Source organism: Mesorhizobium sp. C372A, from assembly GCF_030323245.1.
Taxonomy (GTDB): domain Bacteria; phylum Pseudomonadota; class Alphaproteobacteria; order Rhizobiales; family Rhizobiaceae; genus Mesorhizobium.
In genome coordinates this window covers 6,297,174-6,322,370 of the sequence record NZ_CP100475.1, presented here as the reverse complement: position 1 = coordinate 6,322,370, position 25,197 = coordinate 6,297,174, and the positions used below count along the sequence as shown (strand labels likewise).

Below are 25,197 nucleotides of genomic sequence, written 5' to 3'. Positions count from 1 at the left end.
GCCGATTTCGATACCGGGAAGGAGGCGCGCAGTGCACCTCCCCCTGAAACAAGCCGAGAGGAAAAGACATGCCAGCCAAAAAAATCCTGATGCTGACCGGTGATTTCACCGAGGAGTATGAAATCTTCGTCTATCAGCAGGCGATGGAAGCGGTGGGACACACCGTTCATGTCGTGTGCCCCGACAAAAGCGCCGGAGACATGATCAAGACGTCGCTGCACGATTTCGAGGGCGATCAGACCTACACCGAAAAGCCCGGCCACAATGCGCTGATCAACAAGACCTTCGCCGACGCCGAGAGGCAGCTAAGCCAGTACGACGCTGTCTATTGCGCCGGCGGTCGTGGCCCCGAATACATCCGCACCGACAAGCGGATACAAGCGATGGTGCGCCATTTCCACGAGGCAAAAAAGCCGATCTTCACGATCTGCCATGGCGTCCAGATTCTGATCGCGGTGGACGGCGTCGTGCGCGGCAAGAAGGTGGCGGCGCTCGCCGCTTGCGAGCCGGAGGTGACGCTTGCCGGCGGCACTTATATCGATTTGTCTCCCACCGACGCCTATGTCGATGGGACCATGGTTTCAGCCAAAGGCTGGACCGCGCTTGCGGCATTCATCCGTGAATGCCTGAAGGTGCTGGGAACGGAAATCCACCATTCTTGAACCGTTTGTCCCGGCGCATCCTGAGGGGATGCGCCGGCTCCCTAAACGGCGCGGCGACTTCCGTCATTTCATCAGGTTCAGATCAGGAACCTGCGGCAGGTGTGCTCCAGAACCTGTGGCCATCATCACCTCGGACGCCTTCAAGGCGCTGCCGCATCGCGTGCGTGCACAGCGCGCCATCCTCGTTGACCTTTCCCAGCTTGACGGGTCCGAACCCGAGTTGGTGGACTCAATGGGGCGGTCGACATGAAGTCGGCGCCCGGGAGCTGTCAGGGCTTCACGAACCGGAACGCGAAGCGATCGGTCTCGCCCTTGATCGATGGATCGAACACCTTGATCGAGTGCGGGTCATCCCTATTCAAGAGCACGGTGCCTTCCGCGTCCAGTACGAAGCCGGCCGCCTCCACCTCCTCGCGGACGAATGCAGGGTCGATCCGATGCAGCGACTGGGTGTCGCTCGTGCCCGACCCAGCTGCGGCGGCGTGATCGACGATGACGTAGGACCCACCGGGTTTCAGCCGCTTGTAGACAGCTCGATTGAAGTCGGCCGCCGTCGCACCCTTCTTCTGGATCAAGGCGGTGTGAAGATCGTGGTAGAACAGGTGCAACCACACGACATCGGCTGGCTGCGTAATCTCCGGCATCGCCACGAGGTCCGCCGAGACGGCTTCGACGTTCTCTCGGCCCGGCTCCTTCGCGAGCGTCCGCATGAGGCCGACCGGATCGTTCTTGAGGTGGGCGACTTCGGCCGGCACAAAGCTGTAGACCCGCCCCTCTGATCCGACGATGTCGGAGAAGAGGCGCGTCCAGTCTCCGTCGCCAGGGTAGACTTCGATCACGGTGGAGCCCGCCTCGATTCGTGCGAACCGGATTAACTCGGATACCTTGGATTGGTCGTACATCGAAATCTCCTTAGGAGTGGATATTCTTCTCGGTGCACATAGTGATTTCTCCATTTGCTCGGATCGGATCGCGCTTGATCCGATCCGAGCTCCGATCGCCTGCGTCGTCTCTTTGCGGGTGTGGACGTCGTGCTCGTCAGTCGAACTTGACCAAGTCCTTAAAGATCAGATGACCCCAGCTGTCTCCGCGCGCCTGGACCAGCAGGCCACCTTCCGACACCCCGCCAAGCTTGATCGGCGCGAAACCGAGATTTTCCGCAAGCTCCCCAATCTGTGTTGCGGCAGCGTCATCGTCGCTTGCCAGGAACACGACCCTCCGGCCACCATGTACGGCCGGATCCTGATCAAGCACCGGGGCGACCAGATGGTTGAAGCCCTTGACCAGTTTTGCGCCAGAGAAGGCCTGCGCGATGAACTTGGAAGAAGGTTGTCCTCCCAGTTCCTCAGGGGGCACGCCATAGGCATTGGTCACATCGATGATCGTCTTCCCCTGCCATGTGGGAAGCGCCTTCGCGACATTCGGGTGCGCCTCGAAGCGGACAGCCAAAAAGATGATGTCCGCCTTGATGGCTTCCGCCAGTTTTTTGGGGATGATCGTGGGTCCGATCGCGGCCGCATCGGCGGCAAAGCTTTCCGGGTCGCGTGTGGTTGCAACGGAAACTTCGATGCCGTTTCGGGCAAACGCCTTGGCAAGGGCTTGTCCGATATTGCCGAATCCTACGATTGCATAGTTCATAGTACTTCTCCGATCTGGTGCTAATGCCGGGGTCAGACTTGCGCCATGCCTCCGTCGACGGCGAGATCCACGCCGGTGACGAAAGAACTTTCATCGGAGGCGAGGAACGTTACGGCAGCCGCGATTTCCTCTGGTTTGCCCCTGCGACCCATTGGGATCTGTGACGCAAACTGGGCGGCCGCTTGCTCGGCTTGCTCAGGGGTAAGGCCAGTCGTTGTCTCCAAGGCCGGCGTCTCGATTGGTCCCGGACTCATTGCATTGACGCGGATTTTGCGGTCTTTGAATTCCAGTGTCCAAGCGCGCGCGAAGTTGCGTACAGCCGCCTTCCTCGCGGCGTAGGTACTAAACCCTGGAAGCCCCAACACGTTCGACACTGAAGAATTCAGGATTATCGAACCGCCGTCTTTGAACAGGGGAAGGGCCTTCTGCACCGTAAAGAACAGACCCTTCACGTTCACATCGAAGGTCTGATCAAAATGTGCCTCGGTAGCGACGGCGAGCGGTGCGATCGTCCCCGCGCCGGCGTTGGCGAAGAGAATGTCGATATGACCATGTTTCACCTTCACGACGGCATAGAGGCGATCCAGATCTTCCAGGAGCGACACGTCACCCACGACCGTCGTAACGTTTTTCATGATGAAGGCTGCGGCCTCCTTCAACTCCTTCTCTCTTCGCCCGGTAATCACGACGTGCGCTCCTTCTTCTACGAAGCGCTTGGCTGTGGCCAATCCGATCCCGCTGCTTCCGCCCGTGATGACTGCGATCTTGCCTTCGAGTTTTTTCATAATTCTTTGTCTTTCGTTGCGCGCGGCCCAGGTACGGACCGCGCTGGGGGTCAGAGTTGAGCCAGGCCGCCGTCGACGGCGACTTCGCTGGCGGTCATGAAGCTGCTGTCCGGCGACGCGAGAAAGGCGGCCACGGCCCCGATCTCCGCCGGATTGGCCATGCGCTGGAGCGGAGTCATCGCGCCGTAGGCCTTCTGGCCTTCCTCGCCCAACGCCTCCTTCGCGAGTTCGGTCGCCGTCGCCCCGGGCGACAACACGTTTACCCGGATGCCGGTGCCCTTCAGGTCCTCCGCCCAGGTCCGCGCCAGGTTGCGCACTGCCGCCTTGCTCGCGCTATAGGCAGTGAACCCCGGAGCGCCCGTGGTGCCGGCGCTCGAGCCGGTCAGGATGATCGAACCGCCCTGGCTCATCAGCGGCAGCGCCTTCTGGACCGTGAAGATCGTACCCTTCACATTAGTGTCGAAGGTTTCGTCAATGTGCCTGGCGGTGATCTGCCCGAGCGGAAGCGGACTTCCCGCCCCGGCATTGGCGAAGACGATATCCAGGCTTCCGCGCTCGGCCTTCACCGCAGCGTAGAGTCGGTCGAGGTCGGCCTCATCCGAGACCGAGCCCTTAACCGCGCGGGCACTAGGCCCAAGGTCAGCCACGGCGGCGTTGAGCGCTTCCTGCCGGCGGCCGAAGATGAAGACGAAGGCGCCCTCCTCGATAAAGCGCTTGGCTGCGGCGCGACCGATGCCCGTAGCGCCGCCAGTTATTACAGCGGTCTTTCCATTCAGTCTGTTCATGTCATGCATCCTTCGTTTCGCCGTCTCGTATCTTTGGCTGTACGGGAAAGTCCCGCGAGAGCCTCAAGATGGGTTCGCCGAAGTCGGGCGGTGAGTGCGCAATCGCGCACATCGCTGGTGCGAAAACGATCCAGCTAGATGATTGAACGCCGCGGCGACCGCACGAACTACGGCTGATCGTGTTAGTATGGGCTTTGCAAGCCGCACTTCGCTGCGCAGGAATGCACCATGATCGACTGGGATGACGTTCGCTACTTTCTTGCCGCCGCGCGCGTAGGCTCGGTGCGTGCTGCCGCCGCACACCTCGGTGTGAACCACTCGACCGTGCTGCGGCGCATCGCTCAGCTCGAGGAACGCCTCGGGGCGCAGATGTTCGAAAAGCTGCCTTCCGGCTACCGCTTGACGGCTGCGGGCGAGGAGGTCCTCGATCTCGCGACCCAGATGGAAGCGTCGTCGCACCAACTGGAGACGCGAGTCTTCGGTCGTGACCAGAGCGCGCGCGGGCTTTTGCGGGTGACGCTTCCACCGTTCCTCGCCACACACCTGCTCATGCCGGATCTCGCCGACTTCGCGCGTTTGCATCGCGACATCGAGATGGAAATCTTGTCGTCCGGTGAGCTGGCAAATCTGACCAACCGAGAGGCCGACGTCGCGATCCGCATTGTCGCCGACCGCAAGACCCTGCCGCTCAATCTTCACGGCCTGAAGGGACCGGAGCTGTTCAGCGGCGTCTACATGTCTCGCGATCGACTAGCCGCGTGGCGTGCGGGCACGCCTGATCCCATCCGGTGGATAGGCATAGACAATCATGGAATTCCGGACTGGGCGCGCGAGGGAGAAGTTCACGTCACGGGAGTACCGTTCAGGACACCTGACGCCGAGACGCAGATCATCGCGGCGCACCAAGGGATTGGGATAACGAAACTGCCGTGCTTCGTCGGAGATGCCGACCCCCTGCTGGTGAGGGTGCCGGGGATCGACGTGCCCATGCATGGGACACTGTGGCTTCTCACGCAAGGCGAGACACGCAAGACGAAGCGGGTGCGGCTCTTCACCGAGTTCGTATCCCGCAGGCTCGCCGCGTACGCTCCGCTTCTCTCGGGGCTGTCCATATCGCGCGACTGACGCCCGCAGGTCGGCCGGCAACGCTTCCCGCAATCCGGGTGGAAGCCGAGCTGCGATCGCTTGAAGCGGCGTGTTCAATCCGCGAATCCAGTGGGAGTAGGGAAACGGCGGCAGTAGCGTAGAGGTACCAGCCTAAGCTCGACCTCCTCCGACACCATGATCACAACGATGCCACCGTCTTCAGCGCGCCATCGAGCATGTCCCCTTTCTCGTCTTTCAGCGCAGCTTCGCGCAACCGCCTGATCCAGTCGGCAGCGTCATCGCGGCCCTTGACCAGATCGAGCGCCGACAGCACGCGATCGAATTTGGACTGGGCGCGGAGGTGGGTGTCGCTGTAGCCCTTGATCAGCCGGCGGCAGTTCAGGATTTCGACGGCGAGCGCGTAGTCCTGAGGCGCGTGGCTGAGCGCCAGCGCATACCAGCGCTCCAGATGCGCCGTCTCGACCTTGTGGCGCAACAGGCGCCGCCGCCAGCGGCGCAGGCCTCCGATGAACCAGAGGACCGCAAAGCCGGCAAAGCTGTCGGTGCGAATGCGCCGGCCATGGTTGATGCGACGATCAAGGAAAGCAGCGAGTTTCGGCCGGTTCTCAATGTAGCTGCCCAACCCCGCCGGCAAAGTGCCGCAGAACTCCTCGATGCGCGGATGGAAATACTCGGTTACCTGCAGGATCGAGCCGTTCTTGACGCCGACCTCGCGGCGCACGCGCTGGTCGCGGGTCGAGCGAGTCTTGAGATCGGCGACGCGGATCATGTCGTCATAGCACAGCGCGTTGGCCAGATGCTTGGCGGCGGCGATGGACAATGCATGGGCGTGGCCGGGATCATCAAGCGCAACGGCCTTGTCCAACCGGTCGAGATACTCGCCGCCATAGGAGATGTCCTGATAGTCGACGACCTTTCTCAGCGCCCGGAGCGCCATGTCGCGCACCGCCGCGGGCATCAGGTCGATGCGGGCGGCCAGTGCCTGCCAACCCTGCAGCAGGTTCTGCGGACCGCTCACGCGCCCTGCACCCGGAGCGGGGTCGACCGTGGCCGGTTCTGCCGGCTCTGGCGCGGGGACGGTCGTACCGCGCGCGCGGTCGTAGGCGACGGCGAAGGCAGCGAGGCTGGCTTTCGCGCCCCGGCCGCCGGCGCCGATCGCTTGCTCATAGCTTTCACGCCTGAACGGCAATGCGTCGGAGCCTGCCAGCGCGCCAAGGAGGCTGGCGGAAATCATCGAGCCATTATCGGCGGCGATCTTTTCCATGTCGAAGGCGATGAAGCGTTTCGATGCAGCTTCCGCCGTCGCGTGTACCTTCGAAGACGAGGCCCGGCCGTCACCCGGCTCGATCTTTTCCGACACCGCGGCGATACGGTGCGAGGAGGTGATCAGCGTGGTGCGATCGGGCGTGACGAAGCCCCTGATGATGGCGCGGCCGGCTTCCATCAGCTCGGCGGCGATCAATATGTCGACGTCGCCTTGCGAAGGCGAAAGGGCAAAGACCGGCAGCCGGCCGGTGTCGCGGGCCATCTCGACGTAATAGATCGTAGCGCCGGTGCGCTGGGCGACGCCGGCGACGGAGGTCGATTGCGCGACGTAACCATTGCGCTCGGCGACATCGGTGATCCAGTCGGCGAGCACGCCGCCGCCCTGGCCACCGACCGCGAGCAAAGCGAGTTTGATCACCGGCTCGGTATCGGCGGCACCGGATTTCGGGCGCAAGGGCGAAGCCTGGTCAAGCATCGGCGAACGTCAACCTACGGCTCTCGCGGCGGCGCTGCATCAGGCCGATCACGGCGCGGCGAGCGCTTTCCAGGAAACGGTCCCAGCGGCCCGGATTGTGCACGACATCGGCGCGGTAGAAGGATGGGCACAGCACGGCGGCGTCCGCCACCTCCCCGCAATTGCCGCAGCCGACGCAGCTCTGGTCGATCGATGCCACCGGATCGTCACGCAAGGGATCGTCGAGCGATTTCACCGACAGCGACGGGCAGCCGGACAGCCGCATGCAGGCGTGGTCGCCGGTGCAGATGTCCTCGTCGACGCCGAATTTCGGCTTGACGACACGGGTCCCTCCCTTGATCGCCTTGTCGACCAGCGGCTTTTCGCGACGCTGGCGGTTGAGCATGCATTCGGAAGAGGCGACGATGACCTTTGGTCCCTTTTCCTCCGTCGTCAGCGCCTCGCGCAGCGTGTCCTGCATCTTGCCGACATCGTAGGTGCGGTCGATGTGGCGCAGCCATTTGACGCCCATGCCCTTCACCGCTTCGGTGATCGGATGCTTGGTCGACTTGGTCTTGTTGCCCGCGCGCGACGACAATATGTCCTGCCCGCCTGTCGCGGCGGAGTAAAAGTTGTCGACGATGACGATGACGCCGTCGTTCTTGTTGAACACCGCGTTGCCGATCGAGGAGGTCAGGCCGTTGTGCCAGAAGCCGCCATCGCCGACGAAAGAGATCGACCGCCGTTTGGCGTCGGGCGAATTGAAGGCCGAAGCCGATGCCGGCCCCAGCCCGTAGCCCATGGTGGTGGCGCCGAGCTCGAAAGGCGGCATGATCGAGAACAAATGGCAGCCGATGTCGGATGCGATGTGGTGGTTCCCGAGTTCCTGCTCGACCAGCTTTGTCGCGGCAAAAATCGGCCGCTCCGGGCAACCGATGCAGAAGCCTGGCGGACGTCCCGGCACGACGTTGATCAGGTCCGCGGCGTCAACGCCGTCGCCGACCTTGTTGGGCGCGCGCACCTCACCCGGCAAGAGATGCGGGGCCTCGGCGCGCAGGAAGGCGCCGATGCCGTCCAGCATGACCTGGCCGGTATATTCGCCGGCCATCGGCAGATACTCCTTGCCGACCAGCCTGGTGCCGCGCCCGGCCTTGTGCAGCATGGCGGCAAAGGCCTGCTCGATGTAGTTGGGCTGGCCCTCCTCGACCACGAGCACCGCCTGCTTGCCTTCGCAGAAGGTGAGGAACTCGTCATCGATCAGGGGATAGACGGCGTTGAGAACGTAGAGCGGCACATCCGTCTCGCCATAGGTGTCGGCAAGGCCGAGCCGCTGCAAGGCGCGGATGACCGAATTGTACATGCCGCCCTGCATGACGATGCCGACCGAGCCATGGTCCGAACCGAAGAATTCGTTGATCTTGTTCTTGGCGATGAACTCCACCGCCGCCGGCCAGCGCTTCTGCACCTTCTCCTTCTCGTGCAGGAAGGAGGCGGGCGGCAACACGATGCGGCCGGTGTCGCGGCGCGGCGCGTCGAGCGCATCGGCCACCGTCATCGGCGGGCGCTTGTTGTCCTTGGCTATGAAGTGGCCGTGGACGTGGCAGCAGCGGATGCGCACCTGCAGCATCACCGGCGTATTGGACGCTTCGGACAGCTCGAAGCCATCCTCGACCGCCTTGACGATCGAAGGCAGGTTCGGGCGCGGGTCGAGCAGCCAGACCTGGCTTTTCATGGCGAAGGCATGGCTGCGCTCCTGCATGATCGAGGAACCCTCGCCATAATCCTCGCCGACGATGATCAGCGCGCCGCCGGTAACGCCACCGGAGGCAAGGTTGGCGAGCGCGTCGGACGCGACATTGGTGCCGACAGTCGACTTGAAGGTCGCCGCGCCACGGATGGGGTAATGCACCGAGGCAGCGAGCATGGCGGTGGCGGTGGCTTCCGAGGCGCTCGCCTCGAAATGCACCCCGAGTTCGCCCAGAATGTCCTGTGCGTCGGCCAGCACGTCCATCAGATGGCTGATCGGCGCGCCCTGGTATCCGCCGACATAGCCGACGCCGCATTGCAGCAGCGCCTTGGTGATGGCGAGAATGCCTTCGCCCGCAAATTCCTCGCCGGCGCCGAGCCTGAGTTTTTCGACTTCCTTGGCAAAAGACCGTTCGGCCATTTTTCCAACCTTCCGTTGCCGGCGGTGCGGCCGGCGCCTAACGTCTAGATGTCGTGCTTGCGAATGTTCTTCAGCATCTTCTGCAATGTGGCGATCAGCGCCGTGTATTCGGCGTCGTCGACATCGTCGAACATCGCCTCGAACGCGTCATGCATGGCCGGCCAGGCGCGCGCGAACTCGGCGCGGCCCTCGTCGGTCAGGAAGACATGGCGGATGCGGCTGTCGGTAACGCCCTGCTCGCGCCGCACGAAGCCTTGCCCCTCCAGCGTGTCGAGCGTGCGGCTCAAGGTCGACTGCTCGATGACGGTGTAGACCGAGAGGTCGTTGACGGTGACGCCGTCGGTGACCGACAGCACGGCCAGCGTGCGGACCTGCGGAATGGTCAGGCCCTGCTTGCGGAAATCGTCGCGCAAGGTGGCGTTGTAGCGCCCCATGATGCGGTTCATCAGATAGGGCGCGAATTGCTGCAGGCCGATCTGGCCAAGCGTCGAAATGCGCTGGCGCTTTTCCGGAACCTTCTGCTCCATCAAAGCCTCCCCGCCAGCAGAAAGCCGGAACCGCCACCGAGGCCCGCGCCCGGATGGGTGGACGCGCCGATGTGATAGAGGTTCTTGATGCCGGTCTGATGGTTGCGGCTGGTCTTGAACGGCCGCCACAGGAACGACTGGTCGATGGTCGAGGACCCGCCATAGGGGTCGCCGCCGACCAGATTGATATTCATCGCTTCGAGATCGGCCGGCGAATAGGCGCGCCGCGCAATCACGCTGTCCTTGAAACCATCGATGTGGTTGGCCAGGATGGCTTCGGCACGATCAGCATAGGCTTCGCGCAACGCCTCGGTCCATTGCCCGTCGGTGGGTGCCTGGAGCGTGCCGGCAGCATCGCCCTTGATGTGACGGGGCGCCTCGGGAAGTTGCAGCCACAGTATTGCTTTGCCAGGCGGGCAGCGCGATGGGTCGAGCGCATGTGGCTGGCCGACACAGATGGTCGGCACTTCGGGCAGCATGCCCCGCGCCGCCTCGTTGCAGGCTTTCGAGACGCCATCGAGCCCCGGCGTCAGGTGCAACAATGCCACCTGGTCCAGGCCATCACCGCGCCATGCCGGCGGCTTGTTCAGCGCATAGTGAATCTGGAAATTGCCTTTGCCGTAGCGGTATTTCTGTGTCGCTTCGACATCGGCCTTGGGAGCCTCGCTGCCGAGCAACCGGTGGTAAAGCTGCGTCGGCGTGACCGAACAGATGACGCTCTTGTTTGCTGTAATCGTTTCGCCCGAGGCGAGCCGTACGCCGGTCGCGCGGCCACCGCTCTGGACGATCGAGGCGACATCGGCGCCGGTGCGGATGTCGCCACCACGTTCCCTTATCAGAGCTTCGAAGGCAGTGAGCAGGGTCTTCGCCCCACCCTTGACGATCGGCGCCCCGGCCGCTTCCAGCGCGAAGGCAATGACCTTGGCGATCTGCCCTGAGAAGGCATCTTCCGGTCCGAGCCCGGCGTGCAGCACCCAGGGCGCCCACAGCGCGCGGATTGTCTCGGACCGATAGGTGCTTTCCAGCCAGCTGCGCGCCGGCACCAGTGCCTCACCCAGAAAAGCGGCAAGCCCGCGCGGGCCTCGCCGCCAGGCATCGCCGGCCAACAGCTTGGCTGTCGGATAAGACCACAGGCTGCCGCCGAGCAGGCCGAACAGCAGGCCGGCATTGCGCTCGATGCTGCCGACATCGTCGGCGTGCCGGTCGCCATCGCCGGGGGCGATCGCATTGATTGCAGCGACGTTGGCGGCGCGGTCGGTGGTGAGCACGGCATGGCTGCCGTCCGGCCGCAGCACGCCGGTTGGCGTGCCGGTGTGACAGAACTCCAGCCCGTGCCGCGCGAGATCGCCGCCCAACGCCGCAAAGGCCGGCGAGGTGATGAACAGCACGAAGGTGGTCGCCATCACGTCATGGATGAAGCCGGGCGCGGTGATCTCCTCGGTACGCAAGCAGCCGCCGATGCGGTCGTTGCGCTCGAGGACGAGCACCTTCGCGCCCTTGCCGCCAAGCATCGCCGCGCAGACCAGCGCGTTGATGCCGCTGCCGACGATGATGTGATCCGGCTGGCTCACCTCAGCGTGCTTTCTCAGCCTTTCGACACCAGTGCCAGCGCGCGGATCGGGCTGCCGGTGCCATGTTCGATCTTGAGCGGTGCGGCGATCAGGATGGCGCCTTTTGGCGGCAACTGGTCGAGGTTGCAGAGGCTGGCAAGGCCATAGCGGTTGGCCTTGTGCATCAGCGTGTGCGCCGGGAATGGCGGCTCCATGCCGCCGGCCTTGCCGGCATCGGTGCCGATCGTCTCCGAGCCCCAGCCCTTGATATCCTTGCTGATCAGGAATTGGATGGCTTCGGCCGTCGGACCTGGCGTGTGCGGGCCGGTCTCGTTGGCGTTGAGGAACTCGGCTTCCGAGCCGTTGCGCTTGTACCAGTCGGTGCGCATCACCACCCATTCGCCGGCATTGATCGTGCCATGCTTGGCTTCCCATGCCTTGATGTGGTCGACGGTGAGCAGGAAATCGTGGTCGGCGGCTGCTTCCTTCGAGCAGTCGATGACGTTGACCGGGCCGACGAAATTCTCCGCCGGAATGGTGTCGGTGGCGCCGTCCGGATAGTCCTTACCGCTGATCCAGTGCTGCGGCGCATCGAAATGCGTGCCCGAATGCTCGCCGAGCTTCAGCCAGTTCCATGCCCACCACGGACCGTTCTTGTCGTAGCGGGAGATGTTGTGGATCTCGACCTTCGGCGTGTCGACGGCAAGCTCCGGCGGCAGCTTGATCAGCGGCGTGTCGGGTCCGAGCGGCGCAGAGAGGTCGACCACCTTGATGGCGCCTGAAAGCAGTTGGCCGGCGACTTCGCCGAGGAGTTTTTGCGTGTCCATGGTCTGAAGTTCCCTCTTGTCGGTGATGATCAAGGCTCGTCTCGGCCCTTAATATCCTACTAGACGAAAACATATGCATCTGCAATTATCTTTAAGCATAAAGGAAATGGGAACGGGGCGTGAGCGAGTTCGACGCCATCTTTGTCGGGGCGGGCCACAACAGTCTGGCATGCGCTGCGCATCTGGCACTCAAGGGCTGGAAAACCGGGCTTTTCGAGCGCAGTGCAGCAATCGGCGGCGCCGTCCAGACACACGAATATACGCTTCCCGGCTTCCGCCACGATTTCGGTGCGATGAATCTGAGCCTGTTCGCCGGCTCCGCCTTCCACCGGAAATATGCAAATGAATTGAAAGCGCAGGGTTTGGCGTTCGCGCCGGTCGCCGACTGTTTCGCCAGCGCCTTTCCGGACGGACGCTGGTTTGGCGTCAGCAATGACCTGGAAAAGACTGCCAGCCGCATGGCCGCATTCTCCGCTGCCGATGCCGCGACATGGCGCAGACTGGTCGCTGCCTTCCCGGCAGAGGCCGAGCATCTGTTCCGGCTGCTGGGCTCGCCGATGAGTGCCCGCGCGCTTGCCGGCACCGCCTGGAACCTGTGGCGCAAGAAGGGCATGTCAGGCGCATTCGACACCGCTCGGCTTTTGCTGTCATCGCCGCGCGCCTGGCTGGAGGAAAATTTCGAGTCCGCTCATGTGCGGGCAACGCTTGCCACCTGGGGCATGCATCTCGACTTTGCACCCGACATCGCCGGCGGCGCCGTGTTCCCCTATCTGGAATCCATGGCCAACCAGACCTTTGGCATGGTGCTAGGCAAGGGCGGCGCCGACACGATCATCCGGGCGCTGGCAGGTATGGTCACCTCGGCGGGCGGCAAGATCGTCACAGGGACAGAGGTTGCCGAAATCACCGTTTCCGCCGGCAAGGCGACCGGCGTGCGGCTTGCGTCCGGTGAGACGCATACGGTAACGAAGGCGGTCATTGCCGGCGTCGCGCCCAGGGCGCTGACCGGCAAGTTGCTGCCCAACGGTTCCGGCGACACCGGCTTCGACACGGCTATGCAGAAGTTCCGGCACGCGCCGGGCACGATGATGATCCATCTGGCGCTCGACGACCTGCCGGACTGGCGCGCCGGGGCCGAGCTGCGGCAGTTCGCCTATGTGCATCTGTCGCCCTCGCTCGACGCGATGTCGCGCACCTATCAGCAGGCGATGGCGGGCATGCTGCCGGACGAACCGGTGCTGGTCGTCGGCCAGCCGACAGCGGTCGATCCGTCACGCGCGCCGCAGGGCAAGCATGTGCTGTGGGTGCAGGTGCGCATGCTGCCCGCCGAAATCCTGGGCGATGCGGCCGGCAAGATCGCGCCCGCGCATTGGGATCAGGTCAAGGACGTCTACGCCGAGCGCGTGCTCGACATCATCGAGACCTACGCGCCCGGCCTGCGTACAAAAATCCTCGGCCGCGCGGTGTTCTCACCCATCGACCTCGAGCGCGAGAATCCCAATCTCGTCGGCGGCGACCAGGTCTGCGGCAGCCACCATCTGGCACAGAATTTCCTGTTCCGCCCGGCGCGCGGTTATGCCGGCTGGAACACGCCGGTCGGCAATCTGCATCTCATAGGCGCCGCGACATGGCCCGGCGCCGGCACCGGCGCGGCCTCCGGCTTCATGCTCGCGCAACAGCTTGGCGGGAGGTAGCTCGCAAGATTTCATGAAGGCGACGAGAGGCAAGGCGCTGCTGCCCACGAAGCCCGGATCGATAAACTGATAGTGCCGCGCAAAGACAACAAAACCAACAAGGGGAACGACCATGACAATCAACAGACGAGAATTGCTGGGATACAGTGCCGCGGCACTTGGGGTGGCGGCGATCGGCCTGCCTGAGATCGCCAAGGCGGCAGCGGGCGAGCTGACCATCGCCTATAACGTCAACCTGCCGTCCTGGGATCCGACCACCGGACCTTCGGCGGTCAACCCGACGATCCAGGGTCTCTACCAGTCGGTGTTCGACCAGTTCATTCCGCAAAAGCCGGACCTGTCCTTTGCGCCTGGCCTGCTCACCGAATGGGGCTGGAACGAGGATCGCACCAAGGTGACGATGACGGTGCGCGAAGGCGTGACCTGGCATGACGGCTCGCCCTTCACGCCCGAGGACGTGGTCTGGTCGCTGCAGCGGGCGGGCGACGAAAAGACCGGCAATCCGATCCAGTTCGTCTGGAAGAACGTCAACAATTTCAAGATCGACGGCAACAAGATCACCGGCGACGTCGTGCAGTTCGATCCGGTCTATTTCAAATGGATGTCGTTCCTGACCGGCTACATCCTGCCGAAGGCCTACTACGAGAAGGTTGGCGCGGAAGGTTTCGAGAAGGCGCCGATCGGCACCGGCCCGTACATGGTGGAAAAATTCGAGCGAAATGCTTTCCTCCGACTGAAGGCCAACCCGCACTATTGGGGCGACAAGCCGGCCTTCGAGAATGTGACGATCAAGTTCGTCACCGACGCGGCGAGCCGCGTTGCCGAGATCGAATCCGGTTCCTCGCAGGTGACGCTGGAGGTCCCCTATGAAGAGTATGACCGGCTGATCGCCAAGGACGGGCTTGCCGGCTCGTGCAAGCCCGTTTCCGACATCGGCATGATCTTCTTCAATGACATCGAAGCGATGCTGGACAAGAACGTCCGCCAGGCCGCTGTCATGGCTGTGGACAAGGAGCTTCTGGTCAAACGGCTGCTGCGCGGCTATGGCCAACCGATCGCTACGCTGGAGACCCCGGAGTACACGGCCTTCGATGCGTCGATCAAGGTCGAGCACAATCCGGAAAAGGCCAAGGAGCTGCTCGCGGCTTCCGGCTATTCGCCGGAAAAACCGGTCAAGTTCACCATCCAGACGACCAAGGGCTTCAAGCCCAAGGATTATGAGATGATCCAGGCGATCGTCGGCATGTGGCGCAAGGTCGGCATCGAGGCGACGATCGAGGTCTACGAGATCGCCAAGCACTATGAACTGCGCGCCGCCGACAAGCTGGCGCCGGCCGCCTTCTACAATTGGGGCAACGCCATCGGCGACCCGACGACGTCGACGGGTTTTGCCATGTATGGGCCGAGCCCGCACTCGGTGTGGGACAGCCAGGACCTGATCGACATGATCAATCCGCTCTGGGGCGAGAAGGACGAGGCCAAGCGCATCGCCGGCTGGAAGGCTGTCGACAAGTATATCGCCGAGCAGGCCTATGTGCTGCCGCTGATTCAGTATGCGCAACCTATCGTGCATGCCAAGGGCGTCAACGTGGTGCAGCATGTGTCCGGCGCGCTGCTGCCGGCGCTGATGACCCCGGCCTGATATCGGCTTGTGGGCGCCACCCTTCGCTGAGCGGCCCCCTCATCCGGCCCTTCGGGCCACCTTCTCCCCGCTGGGGAGAAGAGACCAGCTCAGCTGTCCGTGACCTCTTCTCCCCTCGGGGAGAAGGTGGCCGCGAAGCGGACGAATGAGGGGGCTCTTCGTTAGAAACGCACTGGGCCAACACCAGAATGCTCCTGCAACGATTCCTGATCCGTCTGCTGACGATGCTGATCACGCTGTTCGGCGTGGCTGTCGTCGTCTTCGTCGTGATCCGCGTCGCGCCTGGTGACCCGATCGCCATGATGCTGCCCCCCGGTGCGACAGATGCCGACATCGACCGGCTGCGTGCACTCTACGGGCTCGACAAGACCATCGTGCAGCAATTCTTCATCTGGCTGTCCGGCGTCGTCAGGGGCGATTTCGGCACCTCGATTTCGCTCAGGCAAGATGTGCTCAGCCTCGTCTTCAACCGCTTGCCGGCAACGCTGGAACTCGCCATCGTCGCGCTGATCATGGCGGTTGGGCTCGGCGGCACGACGGCGATCCTCGGCGCCCGCGAACGTGGCACGGCGGTCGAAGCCGGCATCGATATCGCCAGCGGTGGCGCCCTTTCCATTCCCGATTTCCTGTGGGGCCTCGTGCTGATCCTTTTGTTTGGCGTGCTGGTGCCGATCTTCGACATTTCCGGCCGCGTGTCGCCGCAGCTCGACCTGCCCTTCGTCACCCAGTTCTATATCTTCGAGAGCTTGCTTCGGCTGCGCCTCGACCTGACCTGGGATCTCCTGAAGCACATGCTGATGCCGGCTGTGGCGCTGGCGCTGCCGCTGGCCGCAATCATCGCGCAGTTGCTGAAACAGTCGCTGAAGGAAGTGCTGGACCTCGACTATGTCGTGCTGGCGCGGGTGAAGGGGTTTTCGGAAACGCAGGTTATCCTGCGCGAGGCGCTGAAGAACGCTGCCTTGCCGACACTGACTCTCGTCGGCGTCCAGTTCACCTTCCTCATCGGCGGCACGGTCATCGTCGAGCGGCTGTTTTCCTACGAAGGGCTCGGTAACATGGCGATCGATGCCGTCATCAACCGCGACCTGCCGCTGATCCAAGGCATCGTGCTGGTGTTCGCGCTGCTGTTCGTGCTGATCAATCTTGGCGTCGACATGATGTACGCGCTGCTCAATCCGAGGCTGCGCCATGGATGAGGCACGCATCGCCCGGCGCGCACTCGGCCCGAGGCTGTGGCTGGCCGGCGGCTGGCTGCTGCTGGCGCTGCTGGCCGCGATCTTCGCGCCGCTGGTCGCACCGCAGGACCCGCTGGCGCAAGACCTGATGCTGGAACGGCTGCCGCCATTCTGGATGAGTGGTGCGGAATCCGGCTATTGGCTGGGCACCGACAGCCTCGGCCGCGATCTCCTCTCCCGGCTGATCTTCGGCGGCCGTATCGCCTTCATCGTCGCTTTCGCGGCGGCGATCGCCGCCTGCCTTGTCGGCTCGACGCTCGGACTGGTCGCCGGCTATTTCGGCGGCTGGGCCGACCGCATCATTTCACGCATCGTCGACGTCTGGATGGCATTCCCGCCGGTGCTGTTCGCCATCCTGCTGGTCGCGGTGCTCGGCACCGGCCTCAGTTCCGTCATCCTCGCCATCGTCACAATCGACTGGACGCGCTTCTGCCGGGTGATCCGCGCCGAAGCGATGGGCCAGTCGCGCATGGACTATGTCGAGAACGCCCGCATCGCCGGCTATGGCCGCATCGGCATCATGCTGCGCGAGGTGCTGCCCAATGTGGTGCCGTCGATCGTGGCACTGCTGTCGCTGGAGATGGGCATCGCCGTCATCGTCGAGGCCATCCTGTCCTTCGTCAATCTGTCGATCTCGACCGACGATCCGACCTGGGGCGGCATCATCGCCGAGGGCCGGCTGTCGATCCATCAGGCCTGGTGGGTGCTGGTGTTTCCGCTTGTCACGCTGATCCTCACCGTGCTGTCGTTCAGCCAGTTCGGTGAGGCGCTGAAGACACGCTTCGATCCGGTGCTGCGATGAGCGCTTGCCTGGATATTGCCAATCTGAGCGCCGTGCTGCCGAACGGCCAGCGCGTGCTGCGGTCGGTGTCGCTCTCCGTGCAGCCGGGTGAGGTGCGTGCTCTTGTTGGCGAGAGCGGCGCCGGCAAGACGATGATCGGCAAGGCGGTGCTCGGTGTGCTGCCGTCAAGCGTGCGCATCGTCGAAGGCGCCATGCAGCTCGAAGGCGAAGACCTCGGCAGGCTGCAGCCCAAGGCAAGGCGCACGCTGATCGGCGCTCGCACGGCGCTGATCCCGCAAGATCCGTTGACTGCGCTCAACCCGTCGCGCCGCATCGGTCCGCAGATGACTGACCGGCTGGTGCGCATTCTCGGCTGGAACGGTGACAAGGCGGACAAGCGTATCCGGCAATTGCTGGATGAGGTGCAGATCCGCGATCCCGACCGGGTGCTGAAATGCTATCCGCACGAGCTGTCCGGCGGCATGCGCCAGCGCGTGCTGATCGCCGCCGCCTTCGCCGCCGAGCCACGGCTGATCGTGGCCGACGAGCCGACAACCGCGCTCGACGTTACCGTGCAAAAGCAGATCCTGCGACTGATCGCCGAGCTGCAGCGCGAGCATGGCACCGCGATCCTGTTCGTCACCCACGATCTCGGCGTCGTTGCAAAGATCAGCCAGCAAGTGTCTGTGCTCTACGCCGGAAAGGTGGTGGAAGAGGCTGACACAGCCGCTCTCTTCGCCGCGCCTGAGCATCCCTATACGCGGGCATTGATGGCCGCTACGCCGCGCTACACGGATCCCTTTGCCTCGCTGAAGCCGGTGGATGAGACGGTGCTGGCAGGACTCGCTGCGGAGATCGCCGCCTCCGACCAGGCGTGGAGGCGGCCGCATGGTTGAGCCGCTGTTTTCCGTGCGCGGGCTGAAGGTGGCGCTGCCCGACATGACCCGCAAGCCGCTGATCGGCCGCGCGCCGCTGGCCGAGATTTTGAAAGGCCTGGACTTCGATTTGCCGAGGGGTTCGGTGACCGGCATCGTCGGTGAATCCGGGTCCGGAAAATCGACGCTCGGCCGCACGCTTGTCAGACTTCTGGAGCCGAGCGTCGGCAGCATCCATTTCGAGGGCCGCGATATCGCCCATCTGCCGGATGCAGAGCTGCGACCTCTGCGCCGCGACCTGCAGATGATCTTCCAGGACCCGATGTCGTCGCTCAACCCGCGTCGCACCATCGCCCGCATCATTGCCGCGCCGCTCAAGCAGAATGGGCTTGGCGACAGGCTTAGGGAACGCGTCGCCGAGGCATTGCATCGCGTCGGCCTGCCGCAAAGCTTCGCTAGTCGCTATCGTCATGAACTGTCGGGCGGGCAGCGCCAGCGCGTCGGAATTGCGCGCGCGTTGGCGCTTTCGCCGAAATTCGTGCTGGCCGACGAGATCGTCTCCGGCCTCGACGTATCGACGCAGGCGCAGATCCTCACCCTTTTGGAGAGACTGGCCGCGGAGATGGGGCTGACGGTCGCCTTCATCAGCCACGACCTGTCGGTCATCCGGCGGCTCTGCCAACAGGTGATCGTCATGCGCGAGGGCAGGATCGTCGAGGCGAGCGCCACCGATGCGCTGTTCGACAATCCCAGGGAGACCTACACGCGCGACCTGCTTGCCGCCATCCCACTGCCTGAGATCGACGCGGACTGGTTGCGGCCAGCAACGAAAGCGCCGGCATAGGACTGTTCACCCACCACGCCGAACAGCGGGCTTCGGACGTGCATGAGGGCAAAATCAGCCCGCGAACGGAGGGTAATATGAATTACGCAGCCCGCGGCACGATGCTTGCCGCGATCCTGTTCTGCTCGATGGGAACGGCTTCGGCCGATGCGATCCCCGGCATGCGCGGCCACGACCACACCGGCATCACGGTGCCCGACATGAAGCAGGCAGTCGACTTCTTCACCGAAGTCGTCGGCTGCAAGAAGGCGATGTCGTTCGGTCCGTTCGCCGATGACAAGGGCACCTTCATGCAGGATCTTCTGGGCGTCGATCCGAAGGCTGTCATCGAGCAGGTCACCATGGTGCGTTGCGGTTATGGATCGAACATCGAGCTGTTCAAGTACACCGCGCCTGACCAGAAGGATTTGACTCCGAAGAACAGCGATATCGGCGGCTTCCACATTGCCATGTATGTCGATGATGTCGCCGCGGCGAAAGCCTATCTCGACGGCAAGGGGGTGAAGACGCGGATGGGTCCGCTGCCGGTCAAGGAAGGTCCGGCGGCCGGCCAGACCATTCTCTATTTCCAGGCGCCATGGGGATTGCAACTGGAGGCGATCAGCTATCCCGATGGGATGGCCTATGAGAAGGGTGCCGAGACTGTGCTGTGGAGCCCGAAGAACCCGGACAAGTGATTTCCAGAGCGCGCTTGCGGGGCCAGCCCGCAGGCGCGCCACCCGTGTCCAGCAATCGTTCCAACATGAAACTTTAAGCTTGAAATATTTTATCTCCGGCGCGATACTTGATATGCAGCAAGCGAAGAGGAGATCGCACGGATGAAGGTTGCGGTTCTCGGTGGCGGACCAGCCGGCCTCTACTTTGCCATTTCAATGAAGCTGCGGGACGCCGCCCACGAGATCACGGTGTTCGAGCGCAATCGCGCCGACGATACGTTCGGCTGGGGCGTCGTGCTGTCGGCCGAAACACTCGACAACCTTGCCAAAAACGACCCGGTCAGCGCTGTCTGGATCAAGAAGCATTTCGCCTATTGGGACGACATCGCCGTCATCCATGACGGCGTGCGCACGGTCTCGTCGGGCCACGGTTTCTGTGGCATCGGCCGCAAGCGGCTTCTGGTCCTGCTGCAGCGACGCGCGCGCGAACTTGGCGTGAGGCTAATGTTCGAGAGCGATATCGCCGACCCTCAGCCCTATATGGAGACGCATGATCTGGTCGTCGCCGCCGATGGGCTGAACTCAAGGGCGCGCAACACCTTCGTCGAAGTCTTCAAGCCCGACATCGACACCCGCAAATGCAAATTCGTCTGGCTCGGCACCAACCAGAAATTCGACGACGCCTTCACCTTCATCTTCGAGAAGACCGAGCATGGCTGGGTGTGGGCGCACGCCTATCAATTCGACAGCGAGACAGCGACCTTCATTGTCGAGTGCAGCGAACAGACCTGGGCTGCCTTCGGCTTCGGCGCCATGTCGCAGCAGGAATCCATCGCCGTCTGCGAGCGCATCTTTGAGAAACATCTCGGCGCCCACGCGCTGATGACCAATGCCAATCACATCAGAGGTTCGGCCTGGATCAATTTCCCGCGCGTGCTGTGCGAACGCTGGTCCTACAAGAACCTGGCTCTGATGGGCGACGCGGCGGCCTCGGCACATTTCTCGATCGGCTCCGGGACCAAGCTCGCATTGGAAAGCGCGGTGGCGCTGGCCGAATATGTCAAAACCGAACCGGACCTCGACGCCGCCTTCCGCAAGTATGAGGATGCGCGCCGCACCGAGGTGCTGAAGCTGCAGTCGGCGGCGCGCAATTCGCTGGAGTGGTTCGAGGAGGTCGAGCGCTATCTCGGCCTCGATCCGGTGCAGTTCAATTATTCGCTGCTGACCCGCTCGCAGCGCATCAGCCACGAGAATTTGCGGCTGCGCGATGCCAAATGGCTTGAGAGCGCCGAGGAATGGTTCCAGCACCAGGCAGGGGCAGGCGGCAACAGGCAGCGCCGGGCGCCGATGTTCGCGCCGTTCAAGCTGCGCGACATGCAGCTCAACAACCGCATCGTCGTTTCGCCGATGGCGCAGTACAAGGCCGTCGACGGCTGCCCGACCGACTGGCATTTCGCCCACTATGCCGAGCGTGCGAAGGGCGGCGCCGGGCTTGTCTATATCGAGATGACCTGCGTCAGCCCGGAAGGACGCATCACGCCCGGCTGTCCCGGTTTCTATGCGCCGGAACATGAGGTGGCGTGGAAGCGGCTTGTCGATTTCGTCCACGCCGAGACCGAGGCGAAAATCTGCGCGCAGATTGGCCATTCCGGGGCCAAGGGCTCGACCCGTGTCGGCTGGGAGGGCACCGACGTGCCGCTCGCCTCGGGCAATTGGCCGGTCATGGCGGCCTCGGCGATTGCATGGTCGCCTGAGAATCAGGTGCCGAAAGCCATGGACCGCGCCGACATGGACGAGGTGCGTGACCAGTTCGTCGCGTCCACCGAGATGGCAGATCGCTGCGGTTTCGACATGCTCGAGATCCATGCCGCGCATGGCTATTTGCTGTCGTCCTTCATCACGCCGGTCACCAACCAGCGCACGGATGAGTATGGCGGTTCGCGGGAAAATCGCATGCGCTATCCCCTGGAAATCTTCCATGCGGTGCGCGCCGCCTGGCCGACGCGAAAGCCGATCTCGGTGCGCATTTCGGCCAATGATTGGGTCGGCATCGAAGGTGTGACGCCGGCCGATGCGGTGGAGATCGCGCGGATGCTGCACGAAGCCGGCGTCGACATATGCGACGTCTCGGCAGGCCAGACCTCGATTGCCGCCAAGCCTGTCTATGGCCGAATGTTCCAGACGCCGTTCTCGGACCGCATCCGCAACGAGGTCGGCATGGCGACGATGGCGGTCGGCAACATCTACGAGCCGGATCATGTCAATTCGATCCTGATGGCCGGCCGCGCCGACCTGGTGGCCCTGGCACGGCCGCATCTCGCCGATCCCTACTGGACGCTGCATGCGGCCGTGACGCTCGGTGATCGTGGTGTCAAATGGCCGGATCCCTATCTGCCCGGACGCGACCAGATCTACCGGCTGGCCGAGCGCGATGCGGCGGCGGGGCTGAAAGTATGACGACGGCCTGGGCGATTTCAGGCAAACATGCGCTGGTCACTGGCGGCGGCTCCGGCGTCGGCCGGGCCATCGCGCTCGTGCTGGCCGAGGTCGGCATAGAGGTGACCATATGCGGGAGGCGCGACGCCGAGCTTGCCAAGTTGGCCGGCGAGAACGACCGCATCCACGCCATGTCAGCCGATGTCACCGACGAGGCGGCGATGATTTCGCTCTACGCGCAAGCGGAAGCCGTGCGCGGCCCGTTCGACATCGTCGTCGCCAATGCCGGCATGGCCGGCAGCACGCCGACGCACAGGACCTCGCTTGCCGACTGGCAGCGGACGCTCGACGTCAATCTGACCGGCGCCTTCCTGACGGTGAAGCCGGCGCTGGCCGGCATGGCCGCGCGCAAGGCGGGCCGGATCGTCTTCGTCGCCTCGACCGCAGGGCTGAAAGGCTACGCCTATGTCGCGCCCTACGTGGCGGCCAAGCATGGGGTGGTCGGGCTGATGCGGGCACTGGCGGCCGAGACGGCGAAATCCGGCGTGACCGTCAACGCCGTTTGCCCGGGCTTCGTAGAGACCGACATGCTGGCGGAATCCATTCAGCGCGTCGTCGAAAAGACCGGCCGCTCAGTCGAGCAGGCGCGGGCGAGCCTTGCCTCGACCAACCCGCAAGGCCGTTTCATCCAGCCGCAGGAAGTTGCCGCGACGGTGCTCTGGCTGTGCGGCGATGCGGCTGCGTCGATTACCGGACAAGCGATTTCGATCTCAGGAGGCGAAACATGGTAGCCGGCCCATTGCCCGCGCCGTCGGGACCCGGCAAGGACCGGCTGCGTCTCTGGATCAGGCTGCTGCGCGCCTCGCGCACGATCGAGGCCGAGCTGCGCGAGCGCCTGAAGAAGGAATTCGATACGACACTGCCGCGTTTCGACGTCATGGCCGCCCTCTACCGCGCGCCGGAAGGCATGCTGATGAGCGATCTGTCGCGCTTCCTGCTGGTATCCAACGGCAATGTCACCGGCATTGTCGACCGGCTGGTTTCGGAAGGGGTGGTCGCGCGCGCGCGCCGCAATGGCGATCGCCGCACATCCATGGTGCGACTGACCGACGAGGGTTCCAAATCTTTTGCCGCAATGGCCGCGGCGCATGAGGGTTGGATCGGAGAATTGCTGGCCAAGGTCAGCGAGGAGGATGCGCGCCGGCTGACCGGCATGCTGACCTCGTTCCGCAGCAACTGGGAGGGACGCGAATGAGTTCGATGGCCGGCCTCAAGCCGAAGCACTTCCTTTGGGAAGTCGAAGACAGGATCGCCAAGGTGCGGCTCGACCGGCCGGAGCGCAAGAATCCGCTGACCTTCGACAGCTATGCGGAACTGCGCGACACGTTCCGCGATCTCGTCTATGCCGACGACGTCGACGCCGTGGTGTTCCTGCCCAATGGCGGCAATTTCTCCTCGGGCGGCGATGTCCACGACATTATCGGCCCCTTGGTCAAGATGGACATGAAGGAATTGCTCGCCTTCACCCGCATGACCGGCGATTTCGTCAAGGCGATGCTCAATTGCGGCAAGCCGATCATCGCGGCGGTCGACGGGGTCGCGGTCGGCGCCGGCGCCATCATCGCCATGAGCGCCGACATCCGCATCGCCACGCCGGAGGCCAAGACCGCTTTCCTGTTCACCCGCGTCGGGCTTGCCGGCTGCGATATGGGCGCGTGCGCGATCCTGCCGCGCATCATCGGCCAGGGCCGTGCCGCCGAATTGCTCTACACCGGCCGCACGATGACGGCGGCGGAAGGCGAGCGCTGGGGCTTCTACAACAGGCTTGTCGATGCCGCAGTGCTCGAGGCCGACGGGCTCGAGATGGCGGCGCGCATCGTCTCGGGTCCGACCTTCGCGCACGGCATCACCAAGACACAGCTCAACCAGGAATGGTCGATGGGCCTCGACCAGGCGATCGAAGCAGAAGCGCAGGCGCAGGCGATCTGCATGCAGACGCGTGACTTCGAGCGCGCCTACAGGGCCTTCGTGGCCAAGGAAAAACCGGTGTTCGAGGGCAATTGATGGCAGACAGGAGTTTCCTCCGCTGGCCGTTTTTCGAAGACCGGCATCGCGAACTCGCCGAACGCCTTGATGCCTGGTGCGCCAGGAACCTGCCCGTCGATCACCATGACGTCGATGCCGCCTGCCGCGAACTGGTGGCCAAACTTGGCCGCGACGGCTGGCTGAAGCCGACGGCGCTCGATACCGACAATCCGGGACCGCTCGATGTCCGCACCTTGTGCATCACGCGCGAGACGTTGGCGCGCCATGACGGGCTGGCCGACTTTGCCTTCGCCATGCAGGGGCTCGGCACCGGCGCGCTTAGCCTGTTCGGCACGACCGACCAGCAGCAATGGCTGGCAAAGACCAGGGCCGGCAAGACAATCTCGGCTTTCGCGCTGTCGGAGCCACGCTCGGGGTCGGATGTCGCCAACACCGAAATGACGGCGAGCCGCGATGGCGACTTCTATATCCTCAGCGGAGAGAAAACCTGGATTTCCAATGGCGGCATCGCCGATCTCTACGTCGTCTTTGCCCGCACCGGCGAGGCGCCGGGCGCCAAGGGACTTTCCGCCTTTCTCGTGCCCGCCGACGCCAAGGGGCTTGGCATCGCCGAGCGCCTTGAGGTGATCGCGCCGCATCCGCTGGCGCGGCTTTCCTTCGATCAGGTCCGGGTGCCGGCTTCGGCGCTGATCGGCAAGCCAGGCGACGGCTTCCGCATCGCCATGTCGGTGCTGGACGTGTTCCGCTCGACGGTCGGCGCGGCGGCACTCGGCTTTGCCCGCCGGGCGCTGGACGAAAGCATCAGCAGGGTGGCCGAGCGCAAACTTTTCGGCGCTCCGATGGCAGAGCTGCAGATGGTGCAAGGCCATATCGCCGACATGGCGCTGGACGTCGATGCGGCGGCGCTGCTGGTCTACCGCGCTGCCTGGACCAAGGACATGGGCGCCGGGCGGGTCACCCGCGAGGCGGCGATGGCCAAGCTGTTCGCCACCGACAAGGCGCAAGAGGTGATCGACAAGGCTGTGCAGCTGCATGGCGGCGATGGTGTCCGCAAAGGCCACATCGTCGAGAGCCTGTATCGCGAAATCCGCGCGCTGCGCATTTATGAGGGCGCTTCCGACGTGCAGAAGGTGGTGATCGCACGGCAGGTGATGGGCGCGGCCTGACGGCGATGTATTTGATTTGAGATTGATCTTTAAGAATACCGGGGAGGCTTGAAA

Annotated in this window: 23 protein-coding genes and 1 pseudogene; 15 read left to right on the top strand and 9 right to left on the bottom strand. The window is 63.7% G+C overall.

Annotated elements, in window-relative coordinates; genetic code table 11:
• Positions 1 to 68: 68 nt before the first annotated feature.
• Positions 69 to 662 (top strand): DJ-1/PfpI family protein, encoded by a 594-nt coding sequence (locus NLY42_RS30500; RefSeq protein WP_023686902.1) that lies wholly within the window; start codon positions 69 to 71, stop codon positions 660 to 662.
• A 269-nt stretch (positions 663 to 931) separates the two neighbouring features.
• On the opposite strand, the gene NLY42_RS30495 is transcribed toward NLY42_RS30500, so the two are convergent.
• The 4 genes from NLY42_RS30495 to NLY42_RS30480 all read right to left on the bottom strand — a co-directional run bounded on the left by NLY42_RS30495 (position 932) and on the right by NLY42_RS30480 (position 3,870).
• Positions 932 to 1,564 carry a class I SAM-dependent methyltransferase gene (locus tag NLY42_RS30495; protein ID WP_023753944.1) on the bottom strand — a complete coding sequence of 211 codons (633 nt, stop codon included), beginning with the start codon at positions 1,562 to 1,564 and terminating at the stop codon, positions 932 to 934.
• A gap of 136 nt (positions 1,565 to 1,700) precedes the next feature.
• Positions 1,701 to 2,300: an NADPH-dependent F420 reductase gene (locus NLY42_RS30490; RefSeq protein WP_023753945.1), complete on the bottom strand. Its 600-nt coding sequence runs from the start codon at positions 2,298 to 2,300 to the stop codon at positions 1,701 to 1,703.
• Positions 2,301 to 2,332: 32 nt separating this feature from the next.
• Entirely contained in the window at positions 2,333 to 3,085 is a 753-nt protein-coding gene (locus NLY42_RS30485; protein WP_023753946.1) for an SDR family NAD(P)-dependent oxidoreductase, read from the bottom strand.
• Between the two features lie 50 nt (positions 3,086 to 3,135).
• Positions 3,136 to 3,870 carry an SDR family NAD(P)-dependent oxidoreductase gene (locus NLY42_RS30480; protein ID WP_023667787.1) on the bottom strand — a complete coding sequence of 245 codons (735 nt, stop codon included), beginning with the start codon at positions 3,868 to 3,870 and terminating at the stop codon, positions 3,136 to 3,138.
• A gap of 228 nt (positions 3,871 to 4,098) precedes the next feature.
• Here NLY42_RS30480 and NLY42_RS30475 point away from each other — a divergent pair, with 228 nt between their 5' ends.
• On the top strand, positions 4,099 to 4,995 hold the full coding sequence (locus NLY42_RS30475; RefSeq protein WP_023667788.1) for a LysR family transcriptional regulator: 897 nt from the start codon (positions 4,099 to 4,101) through the stop codon (positions 4,993 to 4,995).
• Between the two features lie 160 nt (positions 4,996 to 5,155).
• Here NLY42_RS30475 and NLY42_RS30470 read toward each other — a convergent pair whose 3' ends face one another.
• Genes NLY42_RS30470 through NLY42_RS30450 form a run of 5 tightly spaced genes read right to left on the bottom strand, consistent with a single transcriptional unit; the run spans position 5,156 to position 11,768 of the window.
• Positions 5,156 to 6,718 (bottom strand): indolepyruvate oxidoreductase subunit beta family protein, encoded by a 1,563-nt coding sequence (locus tag NLY42_RS30470; RefSeq protein ID WP_023753947.1) that lies wholly within the window; start codon positions 6,716 to 6,718, stop codon positions 5,156 to 5,158.
• Complete coding sequence (locus NLY42_RS30465; protein ID WP_023753948.1) at positions 6,711 to 8,864, bottom strand: thiamine pyrophosphate-dependent enzyme; 2,154 nt, start codon at positions 8,862 to 8,864, stop codon at positions 6,711 to 6,713. Before NLY42_RS30465 ends, NLY42_RS30470 begins: the two co-directional genes overlap by 8 nt.
• A 44-nt stretch (positions 8,865 to 8,908) precedes the next feature.
• Positions 8,909 to 9,391 carry a MarR family winged helix-turn-helix transcriptional regulator gene (locus NLY42_RS30460; RefSeq protein WP_023753949.1) on the bottom strand — a complete coding sequence of 161 codons (483 nt, stop codon included), beginning with the start codon at positions 9,389 to 9,391 and terminating at the stop codon, positions 8,909 to 8,911.
• Positions 9,391 to 10,962: a phytoene desaturase family protein gene (locus NLY42_RS30455; protein ID WP_023753950.1), complete on the bottom strand. Its 1,572-nt coding sequence runs from the start codon at positions 10,960 to 10,962 to the stop codon at positions 9,391 to 9,393. Before NLY42_RS30455 ends, NLY42_RS30460 begins: the two co-directional genes overlap by 1 nt.
• A gap of 14 nt (positions 10,963 to 10,976) precedes the next feature.
• Positions 10,977 to 11,768 carry a cyclase family protein gene (locus NLY42_RS30450; RefSeq protein ID WP_023753951.1) on the bottom strand — a complete coding sequence of 264 codons (792 nt, stop codon included), beginning with the start codon at positions 11,766 to 11,768 and terminating at the stop codon, positions 10,977 to 10,979.
• A 119-nt stretch (positions 11,769 to 11,887) separates the two neighbouring features.
• Between NLY42_RS30450 and NLY42_RS30445 the strand changes: the two genes are divergently transcribed.
• From NLY42_RS30445 to NLY42_RS30390, 13 genes and pseudogenes are all read left to right on the top strand, one after another.
• Complete coding sequence (locus tag NLY42_RS30445; RefSeq protein WP_023753952.1) at positions 11,888 to 13,462, top strand: phytoene desaturase family protein; 1,575 nt, start codon at positions 11,888 to 11,890, stop codon at positions 13,460 to 13,462.
• A 112-nt stretch (positions 13,463 to 13,574) separates the two neighbouring features.
• A complete protein-coding gene (locus tag NLY42_RS30440; RefSeq protein WP_023686913.1) occupies positions 13,575 to 15,104 on the top strand; it encodes an ABC transporter substrate-binding protein in 1,530 nt (509 codons plus the stop codon).
• Positions 15,105 to 15,137: 33 nt separating this feature from the next.
• A pseudogene (locus NLY42_RS32040) lies at positions 15,138 to 15,250 on the top strand (endonuclease domain-containing protein); the annotation flags it as partial.
• A 42-nt stretch (positions 15,251 to 15,292) separates the two neighbouring features.
• Positions 15,293 to 16,300 (top strand): ABC transporter permease, encoded by a 1,008-nt coding sequence (locus NLY42_RS30435; protein ID WP_023753953.1) that lies wholly within the window; start codon positions 15,293 to 15,295, stop codon positions 16,298 to 16,300.
• Complete coding sequence (locus NLY42_RS30430; protein WP_023753954.1) at positions 16,293 to 17,141, top strand: ABC transporter permease; 849 nt, start codon at positions 16,293 to 16,295, stop codon at positions 17,139 to 17,141. The genes NLY42_RS30435 and NLY42_RS30430 overlap by 8 nt, the downstream gene beginning before the upstream one ends.
• Positions 17,138 to 18,016, top strand: coding sequence for an ABC transporter ATP-binding protein (locus NLY42_RS30425; protein WP_023753955.1), 879 nt, complete (start codon positions 17,138 to 17,140; stop codon positions 18,014 to 18,016). The genes NLY42_RS30430 and NLY42_RS30425 overlap by 4 nt, the downstream gene beginning before the upstream one ends.
• The gene (locus NLY42_RS30420; protein WP_023753956.1) at positions 18,009 to 18,839 is read left to right on the top strand and encodes an ATP-binding cassette domain-containing protein; all 831 of its coding nucleotides are present in this window, start codon (positions 18,009 to 18,011) and stop codon (positions 18,837 to 18,839) included. Before NLY42_RS30425 ends, NLY42_RS30420 begins: the two co-directional genes overlap by 8 nt.
• A 77-nt stretch (positions 18,840 to 18,916) precedes the next feature.
• Positions 18,917 to 19,516 (top strand): VOC family protein, encoded by a 600-nt coding sequence (locus tag NLY42_RS30415; RefSeq protein ID WP_023699864.1) that lies wholly within the window; start codon positions 18,917 to 18,919, stop codon positions 19,514 to 19,516.
• Between the two features lie 141 nt (positions 19,517 to 19,657).
• Entirely contained in the window at positions 19,658 to 21,952 is a 2,295-nt protein-coding gene (locus NLY42_RS30410; RefSeq protein WP_023753957.1) for a bifunctional salicylyl-CoA 5-hydroxylase/oxidoreductase, read from the top strand.
• Positions 21,949 to 22,722 carry an SDR family NAD(P)-dependent oxidoreductase gene (locus NLY42_RS30405; protein WP_023753958.1) on the top strand — a complete coding sequence of 258 codons (774 nt, stop codon included), beginning with the start codon at positions 21,949 to 21,951 and terminating at the stop codon, positions 22,720 to 22,722. Before NLY42_RS30410 ends, NLY42_RS30405 begins: the two co-directional genes overlap by 4 nt.
• On the top strand, positions 22,716 to 23,186 hold the full coding sequence (locus tag NLY42_RS30400) for a MarR family winged helix-turn-helix transcriptional regulator (RefSeq protein ID WP_023667803.1): 471 nt from the start codon (positions 22,716 to 22,718) through the stop codon (positions 23,184 to 23,186). Before NLY42_RS30405 ends, NLY42_RS30400 begins: the two co-directional genes overlap by 7 nt.
• Positions 23,183 to 23,995 carry an enoyl-CoA hydratase family protein gene (locus NLY42_RS30395; protein ID WP_023753959.1) on the top strand — a complete coding sequence of 271 codons (813 nt, stop codon included), beginning with the start codon at positions 23,183 to 23,185 and terminating at the stop codon, positions 23,993 to 23,995. Before NLY42_RS30400 ends, NLY42_RS30395 begins: the two co-directional genes overlap by 4 nt.
• Entirely contained in the window at positions 23,995 to 25,143 is a 1,149-nt protein-coding gene (locus tag NLY42_RS30390; RefSeq protein ID WP_023753960.1) for an acyl-CoA dehydrogenase family protein, read from the top strand. Before NLY42_RS30395 ends, NLY42_RS30390 begins: the two co-directional genes overlap by 1 nt.
• Positions 25,144 to 25,197: the final 54 nt, after the last annotated feature.

What these genes read in the sequence shown, in the direction of transcription:
- NLY42_RS30475 (WP_023667788.1), top strand. Translation starts at nt 4,099, where the DNA reads ATGATCGACTGGGATGACGTTCGCTACTTTCTTGCCGCCGCGCGCGTA.
- NLY42_RS30410 (WP_023753957.1), top strand. Translation starts at nt 19,658, where the DNA reads ATGAAGGTTGCGGTTCTCGGTGGCGGACCAGCCGGCCTCTACTTTGCC.
- NLY42_RS30390 (WP_023753960.1), top strand. Translation starts at nt 23,995, where the DNA reads ATGGCAGACAGGAGTTTCCTCCGCTGGCCGTTTTTCGAAGACCGGCAT.
- NLY42_RS30480 (WP_023667787.1), bottom strand. Translation starts at nt 3,870, where the DNA reads ATGAACAGACTGAATGGAAAGACCGCTGTAATAACTGGCGGCGCTACG.
- NLY42_RS30470 (WP_023753947.1), bottom strand. Translation starts at nt 6,718, where the DNA reads ATGCTTGACCAGGCTTCGCCCTTGCGCCCGAAATCCGGTGCCGCCGAT.
- NLY42_RS30420 (WP_023753956.1), top strand. Translation starts at nt 18,009, where the DNA reads ATGGTTGAGCCGCTGTTTTCCGTGCGCGGGCTGAAGGTGGCGCTGCCC.
- NLY42_RS30490 (WP_023753945.1), bottom strand. Translation starts at nt 2,300, where the DNA reads ATGAACTATGCAATCGTAGGATTCGGCAATATCGGACAAGCCCTTGCC.
- NLY42_RS30485 (WP_023753946.1), bottom strand. Translation starts at nt 3,085, where the DNA reads ATGAAAAAACTCGAAGGCAAGATCGCAGTCATCACGGGCGGAAGCAGC.
- NLY42_RS30500 (WP_023686902.1), top strand. Translation starts at nt 69, where the DNA reads ATGCCAGCCAAAAAAATCCTGATGCTGACCGGTGATTTCACCGAGGAG.
- NLY42_RS30415 (WP_023699864.1), top strand. Translation starts at nt 18,917, where the DNA reads ATGAATTACGCAGCCCGCGGCACGATGCTTGCCGCGATCCTGTTCTGC.
- NLY42_RS30430 (WP_023753954.1), top strand. Translation starts at nt 16,293, where the DNA reads ATGGATGAGGCACGCATCGCCCGGCGCGCACTCGGCCCGAGGCTGTGG.
- NLY42_RS30395 (WP_023753959.1), top strand. Translation starts at nt 23,183, where the DNA reads ATGAGTTCGATGGCCGGCCTCAAGCCGAAGCACTTCCTTTGGGAAGTC.
- NLY42_RS30460 (WP_023753949.1), bottom strand. Translation starts at nt 9,391, where the DNA reads ATGGAGCAGAAGGTTCCGGAAAAGCGCCAGCGCATTTCGACGCTTGGC.
- NLY42_RS30425 (WP_023753955.1), top strand. Translation starts at nt 17,138, where the DNA reads ATGAGCGCTTGCCTGGATATTGCCAATCTGAGCGCCGTGCTGCCGAAC.
- NLY42_RS30465 (WP_023753948.1), bottom strand. Translation starts at nt 8,864, where the DNA reads ATGGCCGAACGGTCTTTTGCCAAGGAAGTCGAAAAACTCAGGCTCGGC.
- NLY42_RS30440 (WP_023686913.1), top strand. Translation starts at nt 13,575, where the DNA reads ATGACAATCAACAGACGAGAATTGCTGGGATACAGTGCCGCGGCACTT.
- NLY42_RS30435 (WP_023753953.1), top strand. Translation starts at nt 15,293, where the DNA reads ATGCTCCTGCAACGATTCCTGATCCGTCTGCTGACGATGCTGATCACG.
- NLY42_RS30495 (WP_023753944.1), bottom strand. Translation starts at nt 1,564, where the DNA reads ATGTACGACCAATCCAAGGTATCCGAGTTAATCCGGTTCGCACGAATC.
- NLY42_RS30450 (WP_023753951.1), bottom strand. Translation starts at nt 11,768, where the DNA reads ATGGACACGCAAAAACTCCTCGGCGAAGTCGCCGGCCAACTGCTTTCA.
- NLY42_RS30400 (WP_023667803.1), top strand. Translation starts at nt 22,716, where the DNA reads ATGGTAGCCGGCCCATTGCCCGCGCCGTCGGGACCCGGCAAGGACCGG.
- NLY42_RS30405 (WP_023753958.1), top strand. Translation starts at nt 21,949, where the DNA reads ATGACGACGGCCTGGGCGATTTCAGGCAAACATGCGCTGGTCACTGGC.